This is a genomic window from Acetobacter papayae JCM 25143, assembly GCF_000613285.1.
GTDB classification, from domain to species: Bacteria; Pseudomonadota; Alphaproteobacteria; order Acetobacterales; family Acetobacteraceae; genus Acetobacter; species Acetobacter papayae.
The window spans coordinates 1-20973 of sequence record NZ_BAIN01000045.1 but is presented as its reverse complement, the minus strand read 5'-3'; the positions used below and the strand labels follow the sequence as shown (position 1 = coordinate 20973).

Genomic DNA, 20973 nt, shown 5'->3' with positions numbered 1-20973 from the left:
GGCCCCCGGCGCGCCAATGGCCAGCGTGCCCACGGGCACGCCACCGGGCATCTGAACGATGGAGAGCAGACTGTCCATACCTTTGAGCGCACGAGATTCCACCGGCACGCCCAGCACGGGCAGGCGGGTCCATGCCGCACACATGCCCGGCAGGTGGGCTGCCCCGCCCGCACCGGCGATAATGACATGCAGGCCGCGATCCGCCGCCGTGCGGGCATAATCCGCCAGCCTGTCTGGCGTGCGGTGCGCGGAGACGATGTTCACCTCATGCGGGATGGCCAGTTCGTTCAGGATTGCATCCGCATGGCGCATGGTCTCCCAGTCGGACTGGCTGCCCATGATAATGCCGACACGCACCTTGGCGCCATCTGCCATGATGGTGCTGGTCTGTTCGGATGCGGAACGGGTATCCGTCTCGTTATCGTACGGGGCGTCGGGTGGGAACTGGTCTTGCGTGCTCACGGGGGCGGTCTATCCACTTGGTCTGGCCAGATGCGCGGGCCACGCGTTCAGGCCGGTTGGCAAGGAGGTTGGCAAAAGGCCGGTAGGCCGGTTGAAAAAAGGTCAGGCAATATTGTCCGGGATCAGCCTGCTTTCAAGCCTTGTGATAAGGTCCTTGAGCTGAAGCTTCCGTTTTTTGAGGCGCTGGAGGTAAAGCTGGTCGATAAAAGCCGTTTCGGATGTCATGCGGTTGATGACGGTATCGAGGTCGCGGTGTTCGCTGCGGAGTTCATGAAGCTGGCCAAGTACTGAATCACGGTCATGCAGCATTCTGTTACTCTCCTTACACCAAGGTAGGAACCTGCGTAGCTCGGGGCCTTGCCCGCGCACGTATTTCCAGCAGTGTTGACCAACCCGGCGCATCAGGCCAGCCCACAGATACAAAAAAGTTCCATGAACCCAGCGCATGACATCATGTCGTGAATAATGAAATTAGCATGAAATTAACGGCCGACAGTACGTTACCGTTGTCAGGTCCACAACCGAATGGAGGCCGCCATGACGCGCCTTACAAGGATTGAAAGTCTCAAGACCCGCCATTTCCGTGTTGACCAGCAGATTGTCAACGAAGGTGGAAGACCCAGACCGGACGAGCGCGTGCTCATGTGCCTGAAGTTGCAGAAGCTGCGACTCAAGGAAGAAATAGAGAAGCTCGCGACATAACCATACCCCCGGCGCACAGGCGCCGGGGGTGGGTGGCGTTATTCTTCTGAAAAATTGAAATCGCCAGCTTCAAGGGTGGGGGTAGGAATTTCCGCCCCTTCCCGTTCAAGCCGGGTATTCGCTTCCGAAATGGCGGCGTTCAGGTCTGTCTGGCTGCACAGGCCAACCGTCACCGGGTCGCGCGGCTTGATGTTGGGCGTGTTCCAGTGCTGCTTGTCACGCACCTTGGCAATGGTGTCCTTGGTGGTGCCCAGCAGTTTGACAATCTGCACATCATTGAGCTGCGGGTAGTTGCGCAGCAGAAAGGCAATGCCATCCGGCCGGTCATGGCGCTTGGCGATAGGCGTGTAACGCGCGCCCTTGGAGCGGCGGCGCACCGGATTGTTGACCGTCAGAATCTTCAGCCGTGCCGTGGTCGAGGCCTCGCAGCGGCGGATTTCCTCGGCTGTTACCTGATGGTTGGCAATCGGGTCGTAACCGACAATCCCCTGAGCGACCTCACCATCCGCGATAGCCTGCACTTCCAGCGGGTGCATGCCGCAGAATGCAGCGATCTGCTCAAAGCTGAGGGCGGTTTTTTCAATCAGCCACACGGCGGTCGCCTTGGGCATAAGCGGTAAGGTTGTCATGGCTTCCATCCTGTCATTCGGGCCGCGTTACGCAGGCACCCGTAAGTTGACGGCCTGGAAGAGTCGTGGCTTCCCAAACCCTGCGTGCCTGCCGACGCGCATATGGGGCACGATATGGCGGGAGCAACCCACGCAGGTCAAGCCGCAAATGCACAACAGGCAAGGGGAACACCCGTGTTTTCCCCTTTTTGTGCCCGACAGGCAGGCCGGAAGGCGGTTTGGAGAGGCCGCGTGTTACCGCGGCTCTCCTCAGGCCCTTTACCTACCTGTGGTTCAGGCAGCGCTTGCCACGGGGGGTGTCTCTTCCGGCGCATTGGGCTGCCCAGCTTCAGCCGGGCGGTTGTGGAGCTGTACCGCGCCGCTTTCGGCACTGCGTACGGGAATACGGCGTGGCTTGAGCGCTTCGGGCACGATCTGGCGTACCGTGATACGCAAAAGCCCGTTATGCATGTCGGCCCCCGTAACTTCCACATGGTCCGCCAAAGCAAAGCGGCGCTCGAACGCCCGGCGGGCAATGCCACGGTGCAGCACTTCGCCTTCCACCGTTGGTGCGCCAACACGGCCCGATACAACCAGCGTGCTATCCTGCACAATCAGTTCAATATCCTCAGGGCCAAAACCCGCCACGGCCATGGTCAGGGCGTAGCTGTCACTGCCTGTCTTGGCGATATCGTAAGGCGGGTAGCTGGGGGCACCATTGGCGCGTGCAGCGCTATCCATCACCTGCGCCAAGCGGTCAAAACCAATGGCTGTGCGAAAAAGGGGGGAGAAATCGTATGTCATGATCAGGGAACCTTCTCTGTTAGCAAGGTCCTGTCGTGCTGGCCCGGGCCCCGTTATGGCGACCCCGCCCGACAGTCTGTGCGGCAAACCCCGGTTTACGGGCATCTGCCACCCCTGAACGTGGAAAACCCCACCCCCTTTTTCAAGGGGATGGGGTTCACATTCGTTCGTCCCGAAAAGGCTTGCGCCAGCCAGCCGGACCCTACATGGCCCGGCCGGGGCAGAATTAGCCCTTCGTGCGCGTGCCGATACCGGCAAAGCGCTTGTTGAACTTGGCCACCTGGCCTCCCGTGTCGAGCATACGCTGCACGCCGGTCCATGCGGGATGGGACTTGGTGTCCACGTCCAGACGCAGGGTATCGCCGGGTTTGCCGTAGCAGGAGTGCGTCGTGTATTCGGTGCCGTCGGTCATGACAACGGTGATTTCGTGATAGTCGGGGTGAATGCCGGGCTTCATGGCTGTCAATCTTTCTCTGTCACAGGATGGCCCGATGCCGACCGGGCTTTTGTGGGCAGCATATAGCGATCCATGGAGATCGGATCAACACTTCATTTCCTATGTGTGTTTTATGCTCGATCAGGCCCGAATGCCTACGGTTGCTGGTGCTTTTTGCGGCTCCCGTGCGTTCTGAGGCTGTGACAGATCGGCAATTGGCGTCATACTCAGGCGCTATATTCCAGATAACAAAGAGGAACATCAAAATGGCCGAGCAGGGTTTTCCCCTTCATACTCCTGGCTGGGTAGCGGAATTCCGCGCCTTTATCATGCGTGGCAACGTGGTTGATCTGGCGGTTGGTGTGATCGTCGGTGCTGCGTTCACCTCCATCGTCAACAGTCTGGTCAAGGACGTTTTTAACCCGCTGCTGGGGCTGCTGATCGGGGGGATCGATTTTTCCAACCTGTTCATCACCCTCAAGGGGCCGCATCTGGCGACACTGGCTGAAGCCCAGAAAGCCGGTGCTGTCACCATGAACATTGGCCTGTTCCTGAATGCAGTGATCCAGTTCGTTATTGTTGCACTGGTGATCTTCTGGGTTGTGAAGGCGCTTACCCGCCTGCATGTCCGTGAAGACGAACAGCCCAAGGCACCGCCCGCGCCCACCCGCACGGAGGAACTGCTGGAACAGATCCGTGATGAACTGGCCGCCAAGGCTCCGCCCGCAGCCTGAGCATACGCACTCTGTGCATGTGGCGTGGAATGTGGAATAGAATGCCGGTCATGAGTCGTCCGGCATTCCTTTTTTTATCCGCTTTACGCACGAAGTCGCAGGATAGGCGCTCTGTCCGCCTGGCGGGTATGGGCGTGCGGGCTGTTGCCCTGCTCGGTTTGCTGGCGGGGTGCCAGTCCCATAGTGGCGGGCTGGTTGTCCGCCCAACCCCCAAGACCGTCCTTTACAGCTACGTCATTGCCAATGGCATGGCGCGTGGGCGGTTGATGTCAGATCGGGTTACGGTTGGGGAATATATGCGTATTCTCCAGTCGGACAGGGAGGCCCTGACAGCCATTATGCAGCTGCGCGACAGGCCGAGTAATGAAAATCTGAACAAGGCAGGGCAAAGGGTTGAGGACTTCATTAGCCTCATTAACAGCCCGCCAGCGGCCGTAACGCCCGACAATATTCAGGCATCAGCCCCAGCGGAGCCGGGCCCGGTCATGCGGATCGTGCATTAGGGCCGTCTAATCAGAGAGAGGCAGGGTGCTAGTGGCACCCTAAAAAAGCCCTGCCGGGGCGGGAGTTTTTCCCAGCCCGGCAGGGCTTTTTTTTCAGGAGGCGGTGGCCGTTCCTGTTTTTGTTTTAGCGCCGCGCTTGAGGCGGCCTTCCCCCATGAACAGCAGCAGTGGTGCTGCAATGAAGATGGAGGAAGAAGTGCCCACCACAATGCCGAACAGCATGGTCCATGCAAAACCCGACAGTGTGGCGCCGCCCCATAGGGCCAGCGGCAGGGCTGCCAGAAACACCGTGGAGGATGTGCCAGCGTGCGGTTGAGCGTTTCGTTGATGGAGAGGTTAATGAGTTCCATCAGCGGCATGGTGCGGTATTTGCGCAGGTTTTCACGCACCCGGTCATACACCACCACCTTGTCGTTGGTGGAATAGCCCAGAATGGTCAGGATAGCCGCAACCATGACCAGATCGAACTCAAAGCCGGTCAGCACCAGAAAGCCAACGGTCTTTGTCAGGTCAAGGATCAGGGTCACCACGGCGCTGAGTGCGAACTCCCATTCGAAGCGCACCCAGATATAACCCAGAATCATCGCCAGACTGATGCCCAACGCAAGCATGCCGTTGCGGAACAGCTCGGCTGAAACCGAGGCCCCAACCGCATCGGCCCGCAGGATAGTGGTGCCGGGCAGGGCATCGGCCACGGTATGGCGCACGGTGTCCACAAGGGTCTGCGTTTCCTTGCCGCTTCCCGCATCCAGCCGGATCAGGACATCATCCGGTGCGCCAAAGGACTGGATGGAGGCATGCGGCAGGCCATGGGCAGCCAGTGCCGCGCGCAGGGTGCCGAAATCAGCCGGGGCAGGGGTTTTGGCTTCCACCACAATCCCGCCCTTGAAATCCAGCCCCAGCGTCAGGCCGGGGTGGATGAACAGGATAAGGGAGGCCAGTGACAGCACGGCCGAAACCAGCAGGCCCATATAGCGGCCCCGCATGAAGTTAATGTGCGTATCCTTGCGGACAAAGCGCAGAAGAGGACGTCCAAGCATATGCGCCTCGTTTCAGACGGGCAGGCTGGCGGGGCGGGTGAGCGCGTACCAGCGGGCCATGAGCATGCGGGAGAGCAGAAGGGTCGTGAACAGGGTTGTCACGATACCGATGGTGATGGTGAGCGCGAAGCCACGCACCGGGCCAGTGCCGAAGACGAACAGCATGACATGGGCCAGCAGGGCGGTTGCGTTACTGTCCACAATAGTGGAGGTGGCGCGCTCAAACCCGGCCTGCATGGCAGCCAGCGGTGTGCGGCCACGGGCCACTTCCTCGCGGATACGCTCGTTGATGAGGATATTGGCATCCACCGCCATACCCAGTGTCAGCAGCATACCCGCCATGCCCGGCAGGGTCAGCGTGGCTTCAAATAGCGAGAGAATGGCGGCCATCAGCACCAGATTGGCCAGCAGCGCGATATCCGCGTACCAGCCGAATCGGCCATAGAACAGCACCATGAACACCACCACCAGAGCAAAGCCAACGCCAAGGCTGATCATGCCTGCGCGGATGGAATCCGCCCCCAGCGAGGGGCCGATGCTGCGCTGTTCCACCACAGCCAGTGGCGCAGGCAGCGCGCCCGCGCGCAGCATAAGGGCGAGGTCAGTGGCCTTCTGGGCGGTAAAGCCACCGGTAATCTGGCCTTCTCCCCCGGTAATGGGGGTGCGGATAACTGGCGCTTCAATAATCTTGTTATCCAGCACAATGGCAAAGCGCTGGCCGACATTGGCCTGCGTCACGCTGGAAAAGGAGCGCGTGCCAACCGAATCAAAGGTGAAGCTGACAGCCCATTCGCCGGTTTTCTGGTCGAGTGTGGCCCCGGCATTCGTCAGGTCGGCACCGTCTACATCCACATGGTCGTAAACAGGCAGGGCCGGGCCGTCGGCCGGGTTGGCCATGGGCAGCAGGCTGACACCTGTGGGCGGATAGGTAGCGTGGAGCGGGTTGGAATCGACCAGCCGGAAGCTCATCTTGGCCGTGGTGCCCAGCAGCGCCTTGATTCGCTCGGGATCGCTGATACCGGGGAGTTCTACCACGATACGGTCATCACCCTGCCGGGTAATTTCCGGGTCGATAGCGCCCGTGCCGTCAATACGGCGGCGCACGATTTCGATCGACTGCGTAACAGCCTCACGCGCATGGGCCGCAATGGATTCGGGCGAGAGGGTCAGGGCAATGCGCCCATCCTCAAGCTTCGTGACGGTGAATTCCCCCGCGGAAAGGCGCGGCAGGGCATCGAGTGCCGTCAGGCCTGCCTGTGCCTCATCCGGTGTGCGGGGCAGGTAGGACACAACGGCCTTATCCGCATCAATACGGAAGTCCTGATAGCCCAGATGGTTCTTGAGCAGGGCTTCACGCATGTTTTCCGAAAGGGTCTGCAACCTGTCATGGGTCAGGCTGGGCAGGTCCACCTGCATGAGCAGGTATGAACCGCCGCGCAGATCCAGCCCCAGATGGATCTGCCTCCACGGAATGGAAAGGGCGGGCTTGCGTATGCCGTTGGGCAGGCACAACAGCAGGCCCAAAAGGCACACGCCCAGTACCGAGGCCAGTTTGAGGCGGCTGTAATACATTCTTACCTGATCGTTTGCAGTTCTGTTGACCGGAACATGCCGGTCAAGTGCGCGCGATGCAACCGTTGTGCGCGTATTGTGCGTGGGAGACGGGCGCGCAGGGGGCTCTGGCGGGGGTTTGTGGCAGGGGCGGTACGGCGCGATATGACCGGTGGTTTGCATTCAGGGGCAGGACTGCTACCCCTGCTGGAACCGGCGTTACGGGCCGGGTTGTTTGCGGGGAGTGGACGGCATGGCCGGAGTTTTGCGCGTAGGGGTTATCGGTGCCGGGCATTTCGGGCGCTATCACGCTTTGAAAATCCGCGATGTGCCGAACGAGACACTGTCTGGCCTGTTCGACCCCGATAGCGCGCGTGCAGCGGAAGTCGCGCGTGAGGCCGGGTGCCCCGTAATGGAGGATGTGGACGCGCTGCTGGCGGTGTCAGACGCGGTGGTGGTGGCAGCTCCTGCCGAGTTTCATTTCGAGCTTGCTGTCAGGGCCTTGCGGGCCGGGCGGCATGTGCTGGTGGAAAAACCCGTGGCCGCCACGCTGGAGCAGGCGGATTTTCTTGTGACCCTCGCGCGTGAGAGCGGGCTTGTCTGTCAGGTCGGGCACCTGCTGCGCTATTCCGCCGAGCATGCCGCTATTACCCAGCGCATGTCGCGCCCGCTCTATATCGAGGCAACGCGCATTGCGCCGTACAAGCCCCGCGGCACGGATGTCTCGGTTATTCTGGATCTGATGATCCATGATCTGGATCTGGTTCTGGCCATTGTGGACAGCCCCATAGCGCAGGTGGATGCGCTGGGGGCGGCGGTCAGCTCCGCACATGAGGATATCGCCAATGCTCGTGTGCGGTTTGAAAATGGCTGCGTTGCCACCATTACCGCCAGCCGCATTTCGCTCAAGACCGAGCGGCGCATGCGCCTGTTTTCGCAGGAAGCTATCTGTCGGCCGATTTCATGAAGCGCGAGCTGACCTTGATCGGGCGCGAGCGCGGCCTGCCCTTGCCGGGCACCAACGGATTCCGGCGCGAGCATATTACATGGCGCGAACAGGATTCGCTTTTTGCCGAACATCAGGCCTTTGTCGCCTCCTGCCTTGAGGGTGCCCCTGTGGTGGTGGATGCGATGGCGGGGCGGCGGGCGCTGGCGGCGGCACTGGCGGTGGCGCAGAGCATTACCGACTCCCGCGAGCGGATGGAACTGTCCGGGCTAATCGGTGCGGGCTGAAAAACCAGAGAAAACAGGTAGTTTCACGAAATCAAGTATTTTTTTGGAGATTTGAGGATAAATTTCACTAGATATGGTGTGTCAGATGGAGCAGAAACACGACATATGGTGTGACCCCGATACACCCCTGAGGCTACTCAGGCAGCGGGTATAACCAGACACAGAAAAACATGGAAAATGGAGAGCCCTGGTCATGAGTCTGATCGACGTGCATGAAAATGAAAGCCGTCGCCCGCTCACCGGGGCACCCACCGCCGAAGGCGAGCCCGACCTGTTTGAAGGCGGTCGGATGGAAGATATGGTGCAACTCCCCGGCCACCATCAGGTGCGGGTGGATCGCAGCCGCGATGCCCTTCTGACCCCCTTTGGCAAAGCAACGCTGGATAACCGCTACCTGCTGCCTGATGAAAGCTATCAGGATCTGTTTGGCCGTGTGGCGTCCTATTACGGGGCAGATGCTGCCCACGCCCAGCGTATTTACGATTATATTAGCCGCCACTGGTTCATGCCCGCAACGCCGGTTCTGTCCAACGGTGGCACCACGCGCGGCCTGCCGATTTCGTGCTTCCTGAACGAAGCCAATGACAGCCTCAAGGGCATTGTCGATCTGTGGAACGAGAATGTGTGGCTGGCCAGCAAGGGCGGTGGCATTGGCTCCTATTGGGGGAACCTGCGCTCGATTGGTGAAAATGTCGGGCGCAATGGCAAGACTTCGGGCGTTATTCCGTTCATCCGCGTTATGGACAGCCTGACCCTTGCCATCTCTCAGGGGTCTTTGCGGCGCGGTTCGGCGGCGGTGTATCTGCCGGTCTGGCACCCCGAAATCGAGGAATTTGTTGAAATCCGTCGCCCCACCGGGGGGGACCCCAACCGCAAGGCGCTGAACCTGCACCATGGCGTGCTGGTGCCAGATGCTTTCATGCGCGCGGTGGAAAAGGACGATGAATGGGCGCTGCTGTCCCCCAAGGATGGCGCGGTCGTTCGCAAGGTGTCGGCCCGTGCGCTGTGGATCCGAATCCTGACAGCCCGCATGGAGCAGGGCGAGCCCTATATCGTTTATTCCGATCATGTGAATAACGCCCGGCCGGAACACCACAAGCTGGCAGGGCTGGAGGTCAAGACTTCTAACCTGTGTTCGGAAATCACCCTGCCTACCGGGGTCGATCATCACGGCAAGGCCCGTACGGCCGTGTGCTGCCTGTCCTCCCTCAATCTCGAAACATGGGATGAGTGGTGCGACGACAAACAGTTCATTGAAGACGTGATGCTGTTTCTGGACAACGTGCTTCAGGACTTCATCGATCGGGCTCCCGAGGACATGGAGCGCGCCAAATACGCCGCCATGCGTGAACGCTCGGTGGGGCTGGGGGTCATGGGCTTCCATTCCTTCCTGCAGGCCAAGAACGTTCCGTTTGAAAGCGTGATTGCAAAGGTCTGGAACCGCAAGATTTTCAAGCATATCCGCGAGCAGGCGGATGCGGCCTCGCGCCACCTGGCCGAACTGCGCGGCCCCTGCCCGGATGCCGAAGAATACGGTTTCATGGAGCGCTTTTCCAACAAGATGGCGATTGCCCCTACTGCGTCCATTTCCATTATCGCGGGGAATGCCAGCCCCGGTATCGAACCGATTGCGGCCAACGTCTTCTTGCAAAAAACGCTGTCCGGTTCATTTACCGTCCGCAACCGCCACCTGCAGAAACTGCTGGAGGAAAAGGGCTACGATACGCCAGAGGTCTGGTCGTCCATCACCACCACCAAAGGCAGTGTCCAGCATCTGGATTTTCTGGATCAGCAGGAAAAGGACGTGTTCAAGACCGCGTTCGAGCTTGATCAACGCTGGGTTGTGGAACACGCGGCAGATCGCCAGCCCTATGTGTGTCAGGCGCAGTCGGTCAACCTGTTCCTGCCTGCGGACGTGCATAAGCGCGACCTGCACCAGATTCACTTTCAGGCATGGAAAAAGGGCCTCAAATCCCTTTACTACTGCCGCAGCCTGTCCATCCAGCGGGCCGATACGGTCAGCAACGTGCTGGACAAGAATGATGTGATGACCCCTTCGGTCGATGCCCCCCGGACAGATACGGGTGCTGGCAGCGGCAATTACGAGGAATGTCTGGCCTGCCAGTAATCAGGTAGGCCTGCACAACGGTTTTTTTCAATCAGGTATAAGGTGGAACCCCGAGGTCAAGGCTGGCCCGGGTGCCGCCAGTAATGCGCCTGGGAGGGCAGTATGAGCGAAAACGCAACGGGGCAGGAGCCGCAGGAACAGCATTTTGACCTGCTGACAGCCAATCCGGTTTACAAGCCGTTCCGCTATCCGTGGGCTTATGATGCGTGGCTGACGCAGCAGCGCCTGCACTGGCTCCCCGAAGAAGTGCCGCTGGCTGACGACGTCAAGGACTGGCACCGGGTGCTGAATGAGGGCGAGCGTCATCTGGTTACCCAGATTTTCCGCTTTTTCACGCAGTCCGATGTGGAAGTGAACAACTGCTACATGAAGCACTACAGCCGGGTGTTCAAACCCACTGAAGTGCTGATGATGCTCTCGGCTTTTTCCAATATCGAGACAATCCACATCGCGGCCTACAGCTATCTGCTCGATACGCTGGGCATGCCTGAGGACGAATATTCCGCATTTCTCAAATACAAGGAAATGAAGGACAAATACGATTACATGCAGACGTTCTCTGTGGACAGTAAGCATGAAATCGCCAAAACGCTTGCTGCTTTCGGGGCCTTTACCGAAGGGCTTCAGCTTTTTGCTTCATTCGCCATTCTGCTGAACTTCCCGCGCTTCAACAAGCTCAAGGGCATGGGGCAGATCGTATCGTGGTCGGTGCGTGATGAAACGCTGCACTGCCTGTCCGTCATCCGCCTGTTCCGTGTGTTCGTGCAGGAAAATCCGGAAATCTGGACAGATAAGCTGCGCAATGAACTGACGGAAATCTGCCGCACCATTGTCGAGCATGAGGAAGCGTTTATCGACCTCGCCTTTGAAATGGGCGCGGTGGAAGGGCTGGATGCCGATCAGGTCAAGACCTACATCCACTTCATTGCGGACCGCAGGCTTGGTCAGCTCGGACTTGACCCGATCTACAACACCACTGTCAATCCGCTGCCATGGCTGGATGACATGCTCAATGCGGTCGAACACGCAAACTTCTTTGAAAACCGTTCTACCGAATACAGCCGCGCTTCCACCGTGGGGACATGGGAAGAGGCGTTTGAAAGCTCGGTATTCGAGTAAGCAGGCAGGGCTGCGCCGCGCGGGTTAACCAATACCCAGCGGCGCGGCGTCTTCAAGGATGGTTCGGGCGGCGGTGGTGAATGCGCCATCCGCCTCATGAAGAACCAGACCGGGCAGAAGCCGTGCCGGGCTTTTGACACCCAGCCGGGCCTGCACCAGCATGATACGTGCCTCACGCCCGCTTTTGGGCCAGAACGGGTACAGCGTGCTACCTCCAAAACCTGATGCGCTCAGAGCCACCAGAGCCTGATCAGCAAGGCTGGTGGGCAGGGCCAGTGTTATGCTGCCTTTGTGGCGCAGCACGGTGGCGCAGCCTTCTATCCAGCGGCGCAGGGTGTGCTGGCCGAGCCTGCGCGCCAGATCGCGCCGGGGTTCGGGCGAAGGGGCACCATTATCCGCATGCCATGGCGGGTTAGCCATGCAGTGATCGAAGCGGGGGGCTTCAACTCCTTCTTCACGGTGCCAGTCCTCAGGAAACGAGCCGGTCAGGATTGTGGCGTGCGGGTAGCTGTTGGCTTGTAGGTTCTGGCGTGCAAGCTCCGCTGTCTGGGGGTCTTTTTCCATTCCCGTGGCGGCAAGGCCCGGCACGCGGTGCATCAGGCAGAGCAGGCCTGCTCCTGCGCCACAGCCGATTTCTAGCACGTTCTGGCCTGCGCGTGCATTAACCGCCGCCGCCATCAGCACGGGTTCCAGCCCAGTGCGGTAGCCTTGGGCGAATTGCGTGTAGCTGACCCTACCACGCAGCAGAAAGCCCTGCGTGGTGGGGGGAGCGGAGGGAGCAGCAGGAGAGGGCAGTGCAGGGGGCATCTTTGCTATACAGGCAGGCTTGAATTTGTTGGTGCTTGACCGTTTTTCTGGTGACTCGCATATAAGGGATCGTCAACTCATCCCACGGCGGGGGGATATAGCATTTGGACGTTGCAGTCAGCCTGCCAGAGTCGGGCAGAGCCACAAGCCAGGATGGATCTGGAGTTTTCGTGAGCAAACCAGGAGAAGCCGGCCTTAGGGGCCTGGCTGATTATCTCGAATCTGATATGAGCGCCTGCAACCGGGTGATTGTCGAGCGAATGCAAAGCTCGGTGGCGCTTATTCCACAGCTTGCGGCCCATCTGGTCGCAGCCGGTGGCAAGCGCCTTCGCCCGCTTCTGACGCTCGCAGCCGCCAGATTGTGCGGGTATGATAATCAGGACGGGCGGATGCGGCATGTTGAAATTGCCGCCTGCGTCGAGTTCATTCACACCGCTACCCTTCTGCATGATGATGTGGTGGATGAAAGCCAGTTACGTCGCGGTCTGGCCAGCGCCAACGCCATTTTTGGCAACAAGGCCTCCGTTCTCGTGGGGGACTTTCTGTTCGCGCGGTCTTTCCAGATTCTGACAGCAGATGCCTCGCTGGATATCATGGCGATTCTCTCCGCCGCCTCCGCCACGCTGGCCGAGGGTGAAGTCATGCAGATGACAACGCAGAACGATCTGTCCACGTCGGTCGATCAGTATCTGCAGGTCATTTATGGCAAGACAGCGGCTCTGTTTGCCGCTGCCTGCGAGGCCGGGGCTGTCATTGGCGCATGCGGGCCGGAGCAGCGTGAAGCCCTGCGGCTTTATGGCGCTAATCTGGGCATGGCGTTCCAGCTTGTGGACGATGCGCTGGATTACGCGGCGGATCAGGCCGTGCTGGGTAAGGAAGTGGGCGACGATTTCCGCGAAGGTAAGGTCACGCTGCCGGTTCTGGCTGCCTATGCAGCCGGAGATGAGGCGGATCGTCTCTTCTGGCGGCGGGTTATTGAAGACAGCGAACAAACTCCTGATGACCTGCCTGCGGCTCTGGAGCGTATTGCGCACACGGATGCCATAGCCATTACCCTTGCCCGTGCGGAAGATTACGCGGCCAAGGCACGTGAGGCGCTCTCCGGGTTTGCCGAATGTGAAATCAAGACCCTGCTGCTGGATACGGCGAGTTATTCCGTCAGCCGGGAACACTGATACAGAAAGTGGAGCCGGTCAGCCCAGCGCGTCGAGAGGGGCCGGGGCTGACCAGACTTCTATTTCATCATAACCAAAAGGCGGCAGATGTGCCGCCAGTGCTGCCGGGTTTTCCGGCATGGCCGTAAACCACGCATGGGCGGGTGAGGGCGGTGCCGGAAGGGCAGTAGGCAGTGTCTGCAGCAGCGTGCAGGTATGTCGTGCCACGGCATCTGCCGGGTCCAGCCATGCGATATGCGGCGGTGTGAGTGCGCGCAGTCGCTCCAGCACAAAAGTGTAATGGGTGCAGCCAAGGCCTATGGCATCAAGCTCGGCAGCGGCTGGAGAGGCAAACAGCCCGCTGATTTCCTGCTCGATAAGCCGGTCTGGCACGGTCTCGCCCCGGAAAAGCTGTTCCGCATAGCCCGCCAGAAGCGGGGCTGCATGGGCCAGCAGCGTGCAGCGTGGGGCATACTGGCATGTAGTTCCGTAAGATAAGGGCGGCGGATGGTGGCCCGTGTGGCCAGCAGGCCAATCACTCCTGTTTTGGTCTGGCGTGCTGCCCAGCGGATGGGCGGCACACAACCGACAAAGGGTGTTGCCGGATAGGCGGCGCGCAAGGCGCTCAGCGCCAGCGTGCTGGCCGTATTGCACGCAATAACGACAACCTGCGGACGGTGGCGGGTAATGGCCTCGCCAATGAGGGTAACGATCCGGTTGACCAGAAACCGGTCTTCCTGCTCGCCGTAAGGGAAAACCGCCGTATCGGCCAGATAATCCACTCTGGCCGCCGGGGCATGTGCCCGCAATGCCCGTACGATACCTAGCCCGCCTATGCCCGAATCAAACGCAAGGACATGGTGCGGGGTGTCAGGTAAGGAACGGGCCTGCAGCACCGTGTTATTTGTCCTTGTTGGCTTTGAAGGCGATAGCCTCTTCCATGCTGCCTACGCCGCCATGGCGGGCGGACCAGCCGCACGGGTCTTCCAGAAAGCGGCGCACTTCGGCGGCGGCTTCTTCTGAAAAATAGGGGCGGGTGGAGCAGGCTTCCAGCACATCCCACCATGTGCAGAGCGAGTGCAGCGTAACATCCATCTGCGCCAGCGTGTCCTGCGCACCGGGGAAAACGCCGTAGTAGAAAACGACAAAGGCATGGTTGATCAGTGCGCCAGCGCTACGCAGGGCATTGGCAAACTGGATTTTGGAGCCGCCATCCGTTGTCAGGTCTTCCACCAGCAGGGTGCGCATACCCTCGGGCACATCCCCTTCGATCTGGGCATTACGGCCGAAACCCTTGGGCTTCTTGCGGACATAGGCCATAGGCAGCAGCATGCGATCCGCCATCCATGCGGCGAAGGGAATCCCCGCCGTTTCACCGCCCACAACGGCCTCAAGGCTTTCGTAGCCGACATGACGGCCGATTTTTTCCACGCCCAGTTCGACAATCTTTGCACGTGCGCGGGGGAAGAAGATGATGCGGCGGCAGTCGATGTAAACGGGAGATTTCCAGCCCGATGTCAGGGTGTAGGGGTCTTCAGGGCGGAAGTTCACGGCCTTGATTTCCAGCAGCAGGCGCGCTGTTGTCAGGGCGGCGTCACGGTCCCACTCGCTGTTTTCGCCGCGGCTGTCAGCCGAAAGGCGGAAAGAAGGGTCATGATGGATTCCTTGAGATCATGAGAAGGGAGTCCGGCCTGCAATACCCCCAGTAGCGTTGAAAATCCATGCTTCTTGTTTGTGCCTGAGTATAAGCACTTTCTGCGTGGGTTGATTATATTGTTGTAAGGAAATTCTTTTCCGACTTGCAAGAATGGGGAATGTGGCGTTAAATAAAAGGTAGTTGAGATTAATTATCAATTGAGGATGAGGCGCTGTGGTTACTGAACCGAACCGGATCTCGCGTACATGTGAGCGGGCCGTGGTAACGGCCTACCGGGAACTGCGCGATGTTGGGACTGCGGATGTTGCGGCGTTTAACGCCTGCACGACTCTCTACCGCATCCACCATCCCGAAGCGTCGCTCAATGAAGCGCGTCGGCTTGTCTCCGAGTGGATTGATCATCATGTGGTGCGCGAACGTTCCGGCCCCACCAAGGGTTGCGACTGTCCCCCTTCGTAATCGGTCGGGCCACGTAAGGCCCTACCTTCATGCCAGTTGGCGCATGAAGGCATTATGCCGGTTTGAATGTAATAAAATCAGTCTATTTTAAGAACTTCGCACTTGCTTCTATTGTCATCGCAATAGGTATAAGTGGACAGACCCTGTTCCTTTGCCCATTGTTTGATAAGTGTAATCTCGTGCTGTCTATGCCACTGGGCGCCAAGAATTACGACCGCGACGACTAGTGAGCATATGATCAAATACAGTGATATATTTTTTGTTTTCTGAATCATCACTAATTACCTTGTAAAACCACTTGGGATTTCAAATACGCTATCCCTCGGTAAATTCCAATAAGTATGTATTTTAATCCTTTATAGCAATTCCATCTGCGTTGCCCTGTCAGGTGTTACCGACATGGCGGGCAAAAAGGGTGCGTGTGCCCGTGCCTTCCGCGTTGGTGGAGGGCATAAAAAAAACTGGCCCGCTTTTTAACGGGCCAGTTTTATTGAAACAATATTTTTGGCTGTTTCAGCGCTTGTCGAGCGCGACAAAATCACGCTGGGCTGGGCCGAGGTAAAGCTGACGGGGGCGGGAAATACGCTGGCCCGGTTCCTCGATCATTTCTTTCCACTGGCTGACCCAGCCGGCGGTGCGGGCCAGAGCAAACAGCGGCGTGAACATGCTGGTGGGAATGCCCATAGCTTTGAGAATGATACCCGAATAGAAATCAACATTCGGATACAGCTTACGGTCGACAAAGTAGGGATCGTTCAGGGCGATTTTTTCCAGTTCGATCGCAAGTTCCAGCAGCGGGTCGTCCTTGATGCCGAGTTCGCCCAGCACTTCGTGGCAGGTGCGTTCCATGATTTTGGCGCGCGGGTCGAAGTTCTTGTAAACCCGGTGGCCAAAGCCCATCAGCTTCACGCCGCTGTTCTTGTCTTTCACCTGTGCGATAAAGGCCGGAATATTTTCTTTCTTGCCGATATTGGCAAGCATTTTCAGAACGGCTTCGTTAGCACCGCCATGGGCAGGCCCCCACAGGGCGGCAATGCCTGCGGCAATACAGGCAAAGGGGTTGGCCCCCGTCGAGCCCGCCATCCGCACGGTGGAGGTGGAGGCGTTCTGCTCGTGATCGGCATGCAGGATCAGGATTCGGTTCATGGCGCGGGCCAGAACCGGGTTGACCTTGTAGGGCTCGACTTCACGCGCGAACATCATCGACAGGAAGTTTTCAGCGTAGTTCAGCCCGTTATTGGGGTAAATGAACGCTTCGCCCTGCGTGTATTTATAAGCCCATGCGGTGATGGTCGGCACCTTGGCAATCAGGCGCATAGCTGCGAGCTGGCGGTTTTCCGGCACGGCAATGTCGTTGGCATCCGGGTAGAAGGCCGATAGCGCGCCAACCGTACCGCACAGGATGGCCATGGGATGGGCATCACGGCGGAAACCGTTGAAGAAATTGCGAATCTGCTCATGCAGCAGGGTGTGGTTGGTCAGCGTCTGCTGGAACTGCTGGTATTCGGCAGCGTTGGGCAGTTCGCCGTTGAGCAGCAGGTAAATGACTTCTTCAAAAGAGGCTTCTTCCGCCAGCTGCGCGATCGGGTAACCGCGATGCAGCAGAATGCCCTTGTCTCCATCAATGAAGGTCACCTTGCTGGTGCAGGAGCTGTCTCGCCATAGCCGGGATCGAAGGTAAAGACATCCAGCTGCGCGGGCAGCTTGCGGATATCGATCACGTCCGGTCCCAGAGCGCCTGACAGGACAGGCATCTCGGCGGTTTTGCCACCGATCGAAATGGTAGCGGTGGTCTGCTTACCTTCGTTCTGCGACACGCTCATAGTGTTTCCTTTTGCTATGTGGGTTCGGTCGCGGCTGCGGCTCCTGAATTCCATCTTGTCTCTCATTCATATGGAAACAGGAAGGTTGATCCTGATAAACCGCACGTTATCATGCACGCCTGCCGCAGAAAACCGGGCTTTTTTGCCTCAGGGTCGCGTGAATGTGTGCAAACAGACCATATTAGGCACACAGCCTGGCCAGTCTGTCAGGCTGGATGCGGGGGCCTGAGCATGGGGGTTGAACACGGCCAGAGCCCCCGGAGCGAATCCTTCATCAAGGCTCTGGGCAAGGGGGTCGAGCTGGTGCGCCAGCTTTGAAATGCCCGGATTATGCCCGATCAGCATCAGGGTCATGGCACTGGCCGGGGCAGTTTGTAGGCAGGCCAGCAGGGCCGGGGGCTCGGCTTCGTAAATATCGGGCCGGAGCTGGGTGTCGGCTGTAGCCATGCCAAGTCCTTCCAGCATGCCCTGCATGGTCTGGCGGGTGCGCAGGGCCGGGCTGCACAGAATAAGGTCGGGCAGCAGGGCGTTATCCCGCAGCCAGTGGCCACAGCGTATGGCCGCGGCCATACCCGCCGTGCTGAGCGGACGGGCCAGATCGGCCTCGGTGCTGAAATTGCCTGCGGGGGCTGGTGTGGCCTCCGCGTGGCGCAGCAGGATCAGCCGCCGGGCGTAGTACGGATCAGGGTTCACTGGTTTCCGACACTGCGTCCCGTGCAATGGCCTCGTGGTGGCGGATGACTTCATGAATAATGAAGTTGAGGAATTTTTCAGCGAAATCCGGATCGAGATGCGCGTCCTGCGCCAGCCCGCGCAGGCGTGCGATCTGGCGCACCTCGCGCTCGGGGTCTGCCGGGGGCATGGCGTGGCGGGCCTTCAGCGCGCCGACGGCTTTTGTGCAGCGGAATCGTTCGGCCAGCATGAACACCAGAGCCGCGTCGATATTGTCGATACTGCGGCGCAGATCGGCAAGGATGTCTGAGGGATGCGGCTGCTCTGTCACGGTCGGTACTCTTTGTGCTGGCGGGTGCGGGTTATGGGTTCATGGCGGGGGTTTGCCCCACAGGTCTTTTACAGGCCTGTTCTCTCACAGGAAAGCCGCGACTTCATCCATAGCCGGGGCCGGCAGGTCCAGCCAGGCCAGATGACCGCCCTTGCCAGCGCCCGTATCCATAAAAACCGCCTGCCCACCGGCCCGGCCGGGCAGGGTGAGTGGGCAGCCATTGGTGGAGCGCTGGTCGTGTCCACAGTAAATGGTGTAGCCGGCGGGAATGTGGTTGACCCAGTTTAGCGTGCGCTCGGGGTAGCCATCGGGCTGGATGCGGCTTGTCGTCTCCCCGAACATCGCGCGCGAGAGCAGGAAGGTTACCCGTTCAAGGGGGGGCGGCGGTGCTTCCATGAGCATTCGTGGGTCGAAGGCACCATGCACGAACACAGCCCGCCCCATGACAAGCCATGCCGGAGCTTTGGCCAGCGCGGGCAGGAGGGCCGTGTGGATATCGGCATTTTCTGGTCGAGCAAGCTGGTCGAGCGTCTCTTCCAGATGGGGGGATGAGCGTAGCCGCTTGCCCATAAGGCTCGGCCCAGCTTGCGGTCATGATTGCCGATCAGGAACAGCCCGCGCTCCTGCTCCATCACTTCGAGCATCAGGCGTAGCACCCCCGCACTGTCCGGCCCGTAATCCACCAGATCGCCAAGCTGTATGATAAAACGTTTGGTGGCTACGGCATGGCGGAAGGCGTCCAGATCGCCATGGACATCGCCAATAATGCGGAGTCCGTGGGCCATGGTCTCCTTCACGTTTTCGTCATGCCGGGTGAGTGTGTGCATTCCGTTGTTACCTGTTCCTTCCTTGTCTTCATGTAGGCTTTCCGTGTCCAAACAGGAACGCTACGGATGGTTTTTTTTCGGCCCTTTCATTCATGCACAAGTATGTGACGCGCCAGAACCATATGTTTCTGCATAGGTTAGGGTGAAATTCAGGCCCGGCAACGGATCTGGACGGCACGGAGGGTGTTGGCTGCGTGAAAGACTGCGGAAATCCTGGACTGAAACGGGGTGAAAGCAGGACAGTGCGCAGTGTTACGACTCTGGTGTTCGCAACGGTTTACAAAAAGAAACAGGAAAGCCTCTCATGACAGAGCGCATTCGGAACGTCGCGCTGCGTAGCAAGGTTTGCCCGGCCGAGGCCGCGGCAGAGCTGATCCGGGACAGGGATGTTGTCGGCACCAGCGGTTTTACCGGGGCGGGGTATCCCAAGGCCGTGCCCAAGGCGCTGGCCGAGCGGATGCAGGCGGCTCAGGACCGTGGCGAAAGCTATCGCATCAGCCTGATTACCGGTGCTTCCACCGGCCCGCAGCTTGATGGCGAACTGGCCAAGGTAAACGGTGTGTATTTCCGCTCGCCGTTCAATACCGATGCGGGCATGCGCAACCGTATCAACGCCAACGAGACCGACTATTTCGACAACCATCTGGGTCAGGTGGCCAGCCGCTCCTATCAGGGCAATTACGGCCATTTCAATGTCGCGGTGGTTGAGGCAACGGCCATCACGGAAGAGGGTGGCATCGTCCCCACCTCATCCGTTGGTAACTCGCAGGCTTTCCTTGATCTGGCCGATACGGTCATTATTGAGGTCAATGAGTGGCAGCACCCCGGCCTTGAGGGCACGCATGATATCTGGCACGGCAATATCAGCGCCACGCCCACGCGTGACATTATCCCGCTTGCCCGGGCTGACCAGCGTATCGGCGGTTCCAGCCTCAAGGTAGATCCCGCCAAGATCAAGGCCATTGTCCGCACCAATGACAGTGACCGTAACGCCCCGTTTGCGGCACCAGATGCCTCGGCCAAGGCCATTGCGGGCTACCTGCTCGATTTCTTCGAGCATGAAGTCAAGCAGAACCGCCTGCCGCCTTCGCTGCTGCCGCTTCAGTCCGGTGTGGGCAATGTGGCTAACGCCGTGCTGGAAGGCCTGAACGAAGGGCCGTTCGAAAATCTGGTCGGGTATAGCGAAGTCATTCAGGATGGCATGCTGGCCATGCTGGATAACGGTCGTATGCGGGTGGCTTCGGCTACGTCGTTCTCTCTCAGCCCGGAAGCGGCTGAGGAAATCAACCGCCGCATGGACTTCTTCCGCGACAAGCTGATTCTGCGCCAGCAGGATGTCAGCAACGCGCCCGGCGTTATCCGCCAGCTTGGCTGTATCGCCATGAACGGCATGATCGAGGCGGATATTTACGGCAACGTAAACTCCACCCGCGTCATGGGTTCGAAGATGATGAACGGCATTGGCGGGTCGGGTGACTTTGCCCGCAGCTCCTATCTGTCCATCTTCCTTTCGCCCTCCACGGCCAAGGGTGGCAAGATTTCGGCTATCGTGCCTATGGCGGCGCATGTTGATCACATCATGCAGGACACCCAGATTTTCGTGACGGAACAGGGGCTGGCCGATCTGCGTGGTTTGGGGCCGGTGCAGCGTGCGCGCACCATTATCGCCAAATGTGCGCACCCGGATTACCGCCCGATGCTGGAGGATTATCTGGATCGCGCGCTGAAGGATTCCTTTGGCAAGCACACCCCGCATCTGCTGAACGAAGCGCTGGCCTGGCATCAGCGTTTTGTGGAAACCGGCTCGATGCTGCCGGGCTGAACCGCCCCAACCTAACCGGTGCCCGTTTTGCGGGTGCCGGTGGGGTATAGAAAAAGGCCCTGCTTCCGTAATGGAGGCAGGGCCTTTTCTGTTTCAAAGCG

The 20973-nt window shown here is 59.3% G+C and carries 18 protein-coding genes and 5 pseudogenes; 9 read left to right on the top strand and 14 right to left on the bottom strand.

Going from position 1 to position 20973, the window contains the following annotated elements; translation table 11 throughout:
• Nucleotides 1–375 (bottom strand): 5-(carboxyamino)imidazole ribonucleotide mutase (purE, locus tag JCM25143_RS10700; RefSeq protein WP_025861133.1); only part of this gene is annotated, 375 nt, incomplete at its 3' end.
• 189 nt (nt 376–564) lie between these two features.
• Nucleotides 565–771 carry a YdcH family protein gene (locus JCM25143_RS10695; RefSeq protein ID WP_025861131.1) on the bottom strand — a complete coding sequence of 69 codons (207 nt, stop codon included), beginning with the start codon at nt 769–771 and terminating at the stop codon, nt 565–567.
• Between the two features lie 228 nt (nt 772–999).
• Here JCM25143_RS10695 and JCM25143_RS21570 point away from each other — a divergent pair, with 228 nt between their 5' ends.
• Nucleotides 1000–1164 (top strand): YdcH family protein, encoded by a 165-nt coding sequence (locus JCM25143_RS21570; protein ID WP_081773558.1) that lies wholly within the window; start codon nt 1000–1002, stop codon nt 1162–1164.
• Nucleotides 1165–1202: 38 nt separating this feature from the next.
• Here JCM25143_RS21570 and JCM25143_RS10685 read toward each other — a convergent pair whose 3' ends face one another.
• The 3 genes from JCM25143_RS10685 to rpmE form a co-directional block, all read right to left on the bottom strand.
• The gene (locus tag JCM25143_RS10685; RefSeq protein ID WP_025861130.1) at nt 1203–1793 is read right to left on the bottom strand and encodes a DUF1013 domain-containing protein; all 591 of its coding nucleotides are present in this window, start codon (nt 1791–1793) and stop codon (nt 1203–1205) included.
• 273 nt (nt 1794–2066) lie between these two features.
• The gene (locus tag JCM25143_RS10680) at nt 2067–2576 is read right to left on the bottom strand and encodes an Hsp20 family protein (RefSeq protein ID WP_025861129.1); all 510 of its coding nucleotides are present in this window, start codon (nt 2574–2576) and stop codon (nt 2067–2069) included.
• Nucleotides 2577–2802: 226 nt separating this feature from the next.
• A complete protein-coding gene (gene rpmE, locus JCM25143_RS10675; RefSeq protein ID WP_025861127.1) occupies nt 2803–3033 on the bottom strand; it encodes a 50S ribosomal protein L31 in 231 nt (76 codons plus the stop codon).
• Nucleotides 3034–3278: 245 nt separating this feature from the next.
• Here rpmE and mscL point away from each other — a divergent pair, with 245 nt between their 5' ends.
• On the top strand, nt 3279–3746 hold the full coding sequence (gene mscL, locus JCM25143_RS10670; protein ID WP_025861126.1) for a large conductance mechanosensitive channel protein MscL: 468 nt from the start codon (nt 3279–3281) through the stop codon (nt 3744–3746).
• 50 nt (nt 3747–3796) lie between these two features.
• A complete protein-coding gene (locus tag JCM25143_RS18825) occupies nt 3797–4249 on the top strand; it encodes a hypothetical protein (protein ID WP_148300102.1) in 453 nt (150 codons plus the stop codon).
• A gap of 93 nt (nt 4250–4342) precedes the next feature.
• Here JCM25143_RS18825 and secF read toward each other — a convergent pair.
• Nucleotides 4343–5289: pseudogene (gene secF, locus JCM25143_RS18820) on the bottom strand (protein translocase subunit SecF).
• A 12-nt stretch (nt 5290–5301) separates the two neighbouring features.
• A complete protein-coding gene (gene secD, locus JCM25143_RS10655; protein ID WP_025861123.1) occupies nt 5302–6861 on the bottom strand; it encodes a protein translocase subunit SecD in 1560 nt (519 codons plus the stop codon).
• A gap of 232 nt (nt 6862–7093) precedes the next feature.
• Here secD and JCM25143_RS18815 point away from each other — a divergent pair.
• The 3 genes and pseudogenes from JCM25143_RS18815 to JCM25143_RS10640 all read left to right on the top strand — a co-directional run bounded on the left by JCM25143_RS18815 (nt 7094) and on the right by JCM25143_RS10640 (nt 11320).
• Nucleotides 7094–8073, top strand: a pseudogene (locus JCM25143_RS18815) (Gfo/Idh/MocA family protein).
• 193 nt (nt 8074–8266) lie between these two features.
• Nucleotides 8267–10201 carry a ribonucleoside-diphosphate reductase subunit alpha gene (locus JCM25143_RS10645; RefSeq protein WP_025861121.1) on the top strand — a complete coding sequence of 645 codons (1935 nt, stop codon included), beginning with the start codon at nt 8267–8269 and terminating at the stop codon, nt 10199–10201.
• A gap of 102 nt (nt 10202–10303) precedes the next feature.
• Nucleotides 10304–11320: a ribonucleotide-diphosphate reductase subunit beta gene (locus JCM25143_RS10640; RefSeq protein ID WP_025861120.1), complete on the top strand. Its 1017-nt coding sequence runs from the start codon at nt 10304–10306 to the stop codon at nt 11318–11320.
• Between the two features lie 24 nt (nt 11321–11344).
• Here JCM25143_RS10640 and JCM25143_RS10635 read toward each other — a convergent pair whose 3' ends face one another.
• Entirely contained in the window at nt 11345–12127 is a 783-nt protein-coding gene (locus JCM25143_RS10635; protein WP_025861119.1) for a tRNA1(Val) (adenine(37)-N6)-methyltransferase, read from the bottom strand.
• A gap of 104 nt (nt 12128–12231) precedes the next feature.
• Here JCM25143_RS10635 and JCM25143_RS10630 point away from each other — a divergent pair, with 104 nt between their 5' ends.
• A complete protein-coding gene (locus tag JCM25143_RS10630; protein ID WP_025861117.1) occupies nt 12232–13302 on the top strand; it encodes a polyprenyl synthetase family protein in 1071 nt (356 codons plus the stop codon).
• A gap of 18 nt (nt 13303–13320) precedes the next feature.
• On the opposite strand, the pseudogene JCM25143_RS18810 reads toward JCM25143_RS10630, so the two are convergent.
• A pseudogene (locus JCM25143_RS18810) lies at nt 13321–14177 on the bottom strand (glutamate racemase).
• Between the two features lie 4 nt (nt 14178–14181).
• A complete protein-coding gene (locus JCM25143_RS18805) occupies nt 14182–14943 on the bottom strand; it encodes an orotate phosphoribosyltransferase (RefSeq protein ID WP_051543239.1) in 762 nt (253 codons plus the stop codon).
• Between the two features lie 208 nt (nt 14944–15151).
• Between JCM25143_RS18805 and JCM25143_RS10615 the strand changes: the two genes are divergently transcribed.
• Nucleotides 15152–15397 carry a hypothetical protein gene (locus tag JCM25143_RS10615; RefSeq protein ID WP_035370998.1) on the top strand — a complete coding sequence of 82 codons (246 nt, stop codon included), beginning with the start codon at nt 15152–15154 and terminating at the stop codon, nt 15395–15397.
• Nucleotides 15398–15910: 513 nt separating this feature from the next.
• Here JCM25143_RS10615 and JCM25143_RS18800 read toward each other — a convergent pair.
• The 4 genes and pseudogenes from JCM25143_RS18800 to JCM25143_RS18795 all read right to left on the bottom strand — a co-directional run bounded on the left by JCM25143_RS18800 (nt 15911) and on the right by JCM25143_RS18795 (nt 19050).
• Nucleotides 15911–17220 (bottom strand): annotated as a pseudogene (locus tag JCM25143_RS18800) (citrate synthase).
• 147 nt (nt 17221–17367) lie between these two features.
• Nucleotides 17368–17913: a SixA phosphatase family protein gene (locus JCM25143_RS10600; RefSeq protein WP_025861114.1), complete on the bottom strand. Its 546-nt coding sequence runs from the start codon at nt 17911–17913 to the stop codon at nt 17368–17370.
• The gene (locus tag JCM25143_RS10595) at nt 17903–18223 is read right to left on the bottom strand and encodes a chorismate mutase (RefSeq protein WP_025861113.1); all 321 of its coding nucleotides are present in this window, start codon (nt 18221–18223) and stop codon (nt 17903–17905) included. Before JCM25143_RS10595 ends, JCM25143_RS10600 begins: the two co-directional genes overlap by 11 nt.
• An 84-nt stretch (nt 18224–18307) precedes the next feature.
• A pseudogene (locus JCM25143_RS18795) lies at nt 18308–19050 on the bottom strand (metallophosphoesterase).
• 304 nt (nt 19051–19354) lie between these two features.
• Between JCM25143_RS18795 and JCM25143_RS10585 the strand changes: the two are divergent.
• The gene (locus JCM25143_RS10585) at nt 19355–20872 is read left to right on the top strand and encodes a succinate CoA transferase (RefSeq protein WP_025861112.1); all 1518 of its coding nucleotides are present in this window, start codon (nt 19355–19357) and stop codon (nt 20870–20872) included.
• Nucleotides 20873–20973: the final 101 nt, after the last annotated feature.

Bases quoted from the DNA above. Each gene is read 5' to 3' on its own strand.
- JCM25143_RS10695 (WP_025861131.1), bottom strand. From the start codon at position 771: ATGCTGCATGACCGTGATTCAGTACTTGGCCAGCTTCATGAACTCCGC.
- JCM25143_RS21570 (WP_081773558.1), top strand. From the start codon at position 1,000: ATGACGCGCCTTACAAGGATTGAAAGTCTCAAGACCCGCCATTTCCGT.
- JCM25143_RS10685 (WP_025861130.1), bottom strand. From the start codon at position 1,793: ATGACAACCTTACCGCTTATGCCCAAGGCGACCGCCGTGTGGCTGATT.
- JCM25143_RS10680 (WP_025861129.1), bottom strand. From the start codon at position 2,576: ATGACATACGATTTCTCCCCCCTTTTTCGCACAGCCATTGGTTTTGAC.
- rpmE (WP_025861127.1), bottom strand. From the start codon at position 3,033: ATGAAGCCCGGCATTCACCCCGACTATCACGAAATCACCGTTGTCATG.
- mscL (WP_025861126.1), top strand. From the start codon at position 3,279: ATGGCCGAGCAGGGTTTTCCCCTTCATACTCCTGGCTGGGTAGCGGAA.
- JCM25143_RS18825 (WP_148300102.1), top strand. From the start codon at position 3,797: ATGAGTCGTCCGGCATTCCTTTTTTTATCCGCTTTACGCACGAAGTCG.
- secD (WP_025861123.1), bottom strand. From the start codon at position 6,861: ATGTATTACAGCCGCCTCAAACTGGCCTCGGTACTGGGCGTGTGCCTT.
- JCM25143_RS10645 (WP_025861121.1), top strand. From the start codon at position 8,267: ATGAGTCTGATCGACGTGCATGAAAATGAAAGCCGTCGCCCGCTCACC.
- JCM25143_RS10640 (WP_025861120.1), top strand. From the start codon at position 10,304: ATGAGCGAAAACGCAACGGGGCAGGAGCCGCAGGAACAGCATTTTGAC.
- JCM25143_RS10635 (WP_025861119.1), bottom strand. From the start codon at position 12,127: ATGCCCCCTGCACTGCCCTCTCCTGCTGCTCCCTCCGCTCCCCCCACC.
- JCM25143_RS10585 (WP_025861112.1), top strand. From the start codon at position 19,355: ATGACAGAGCGCATTCGGAACGTCGCGCTGCGTAGCAAGGTTTGCCCG.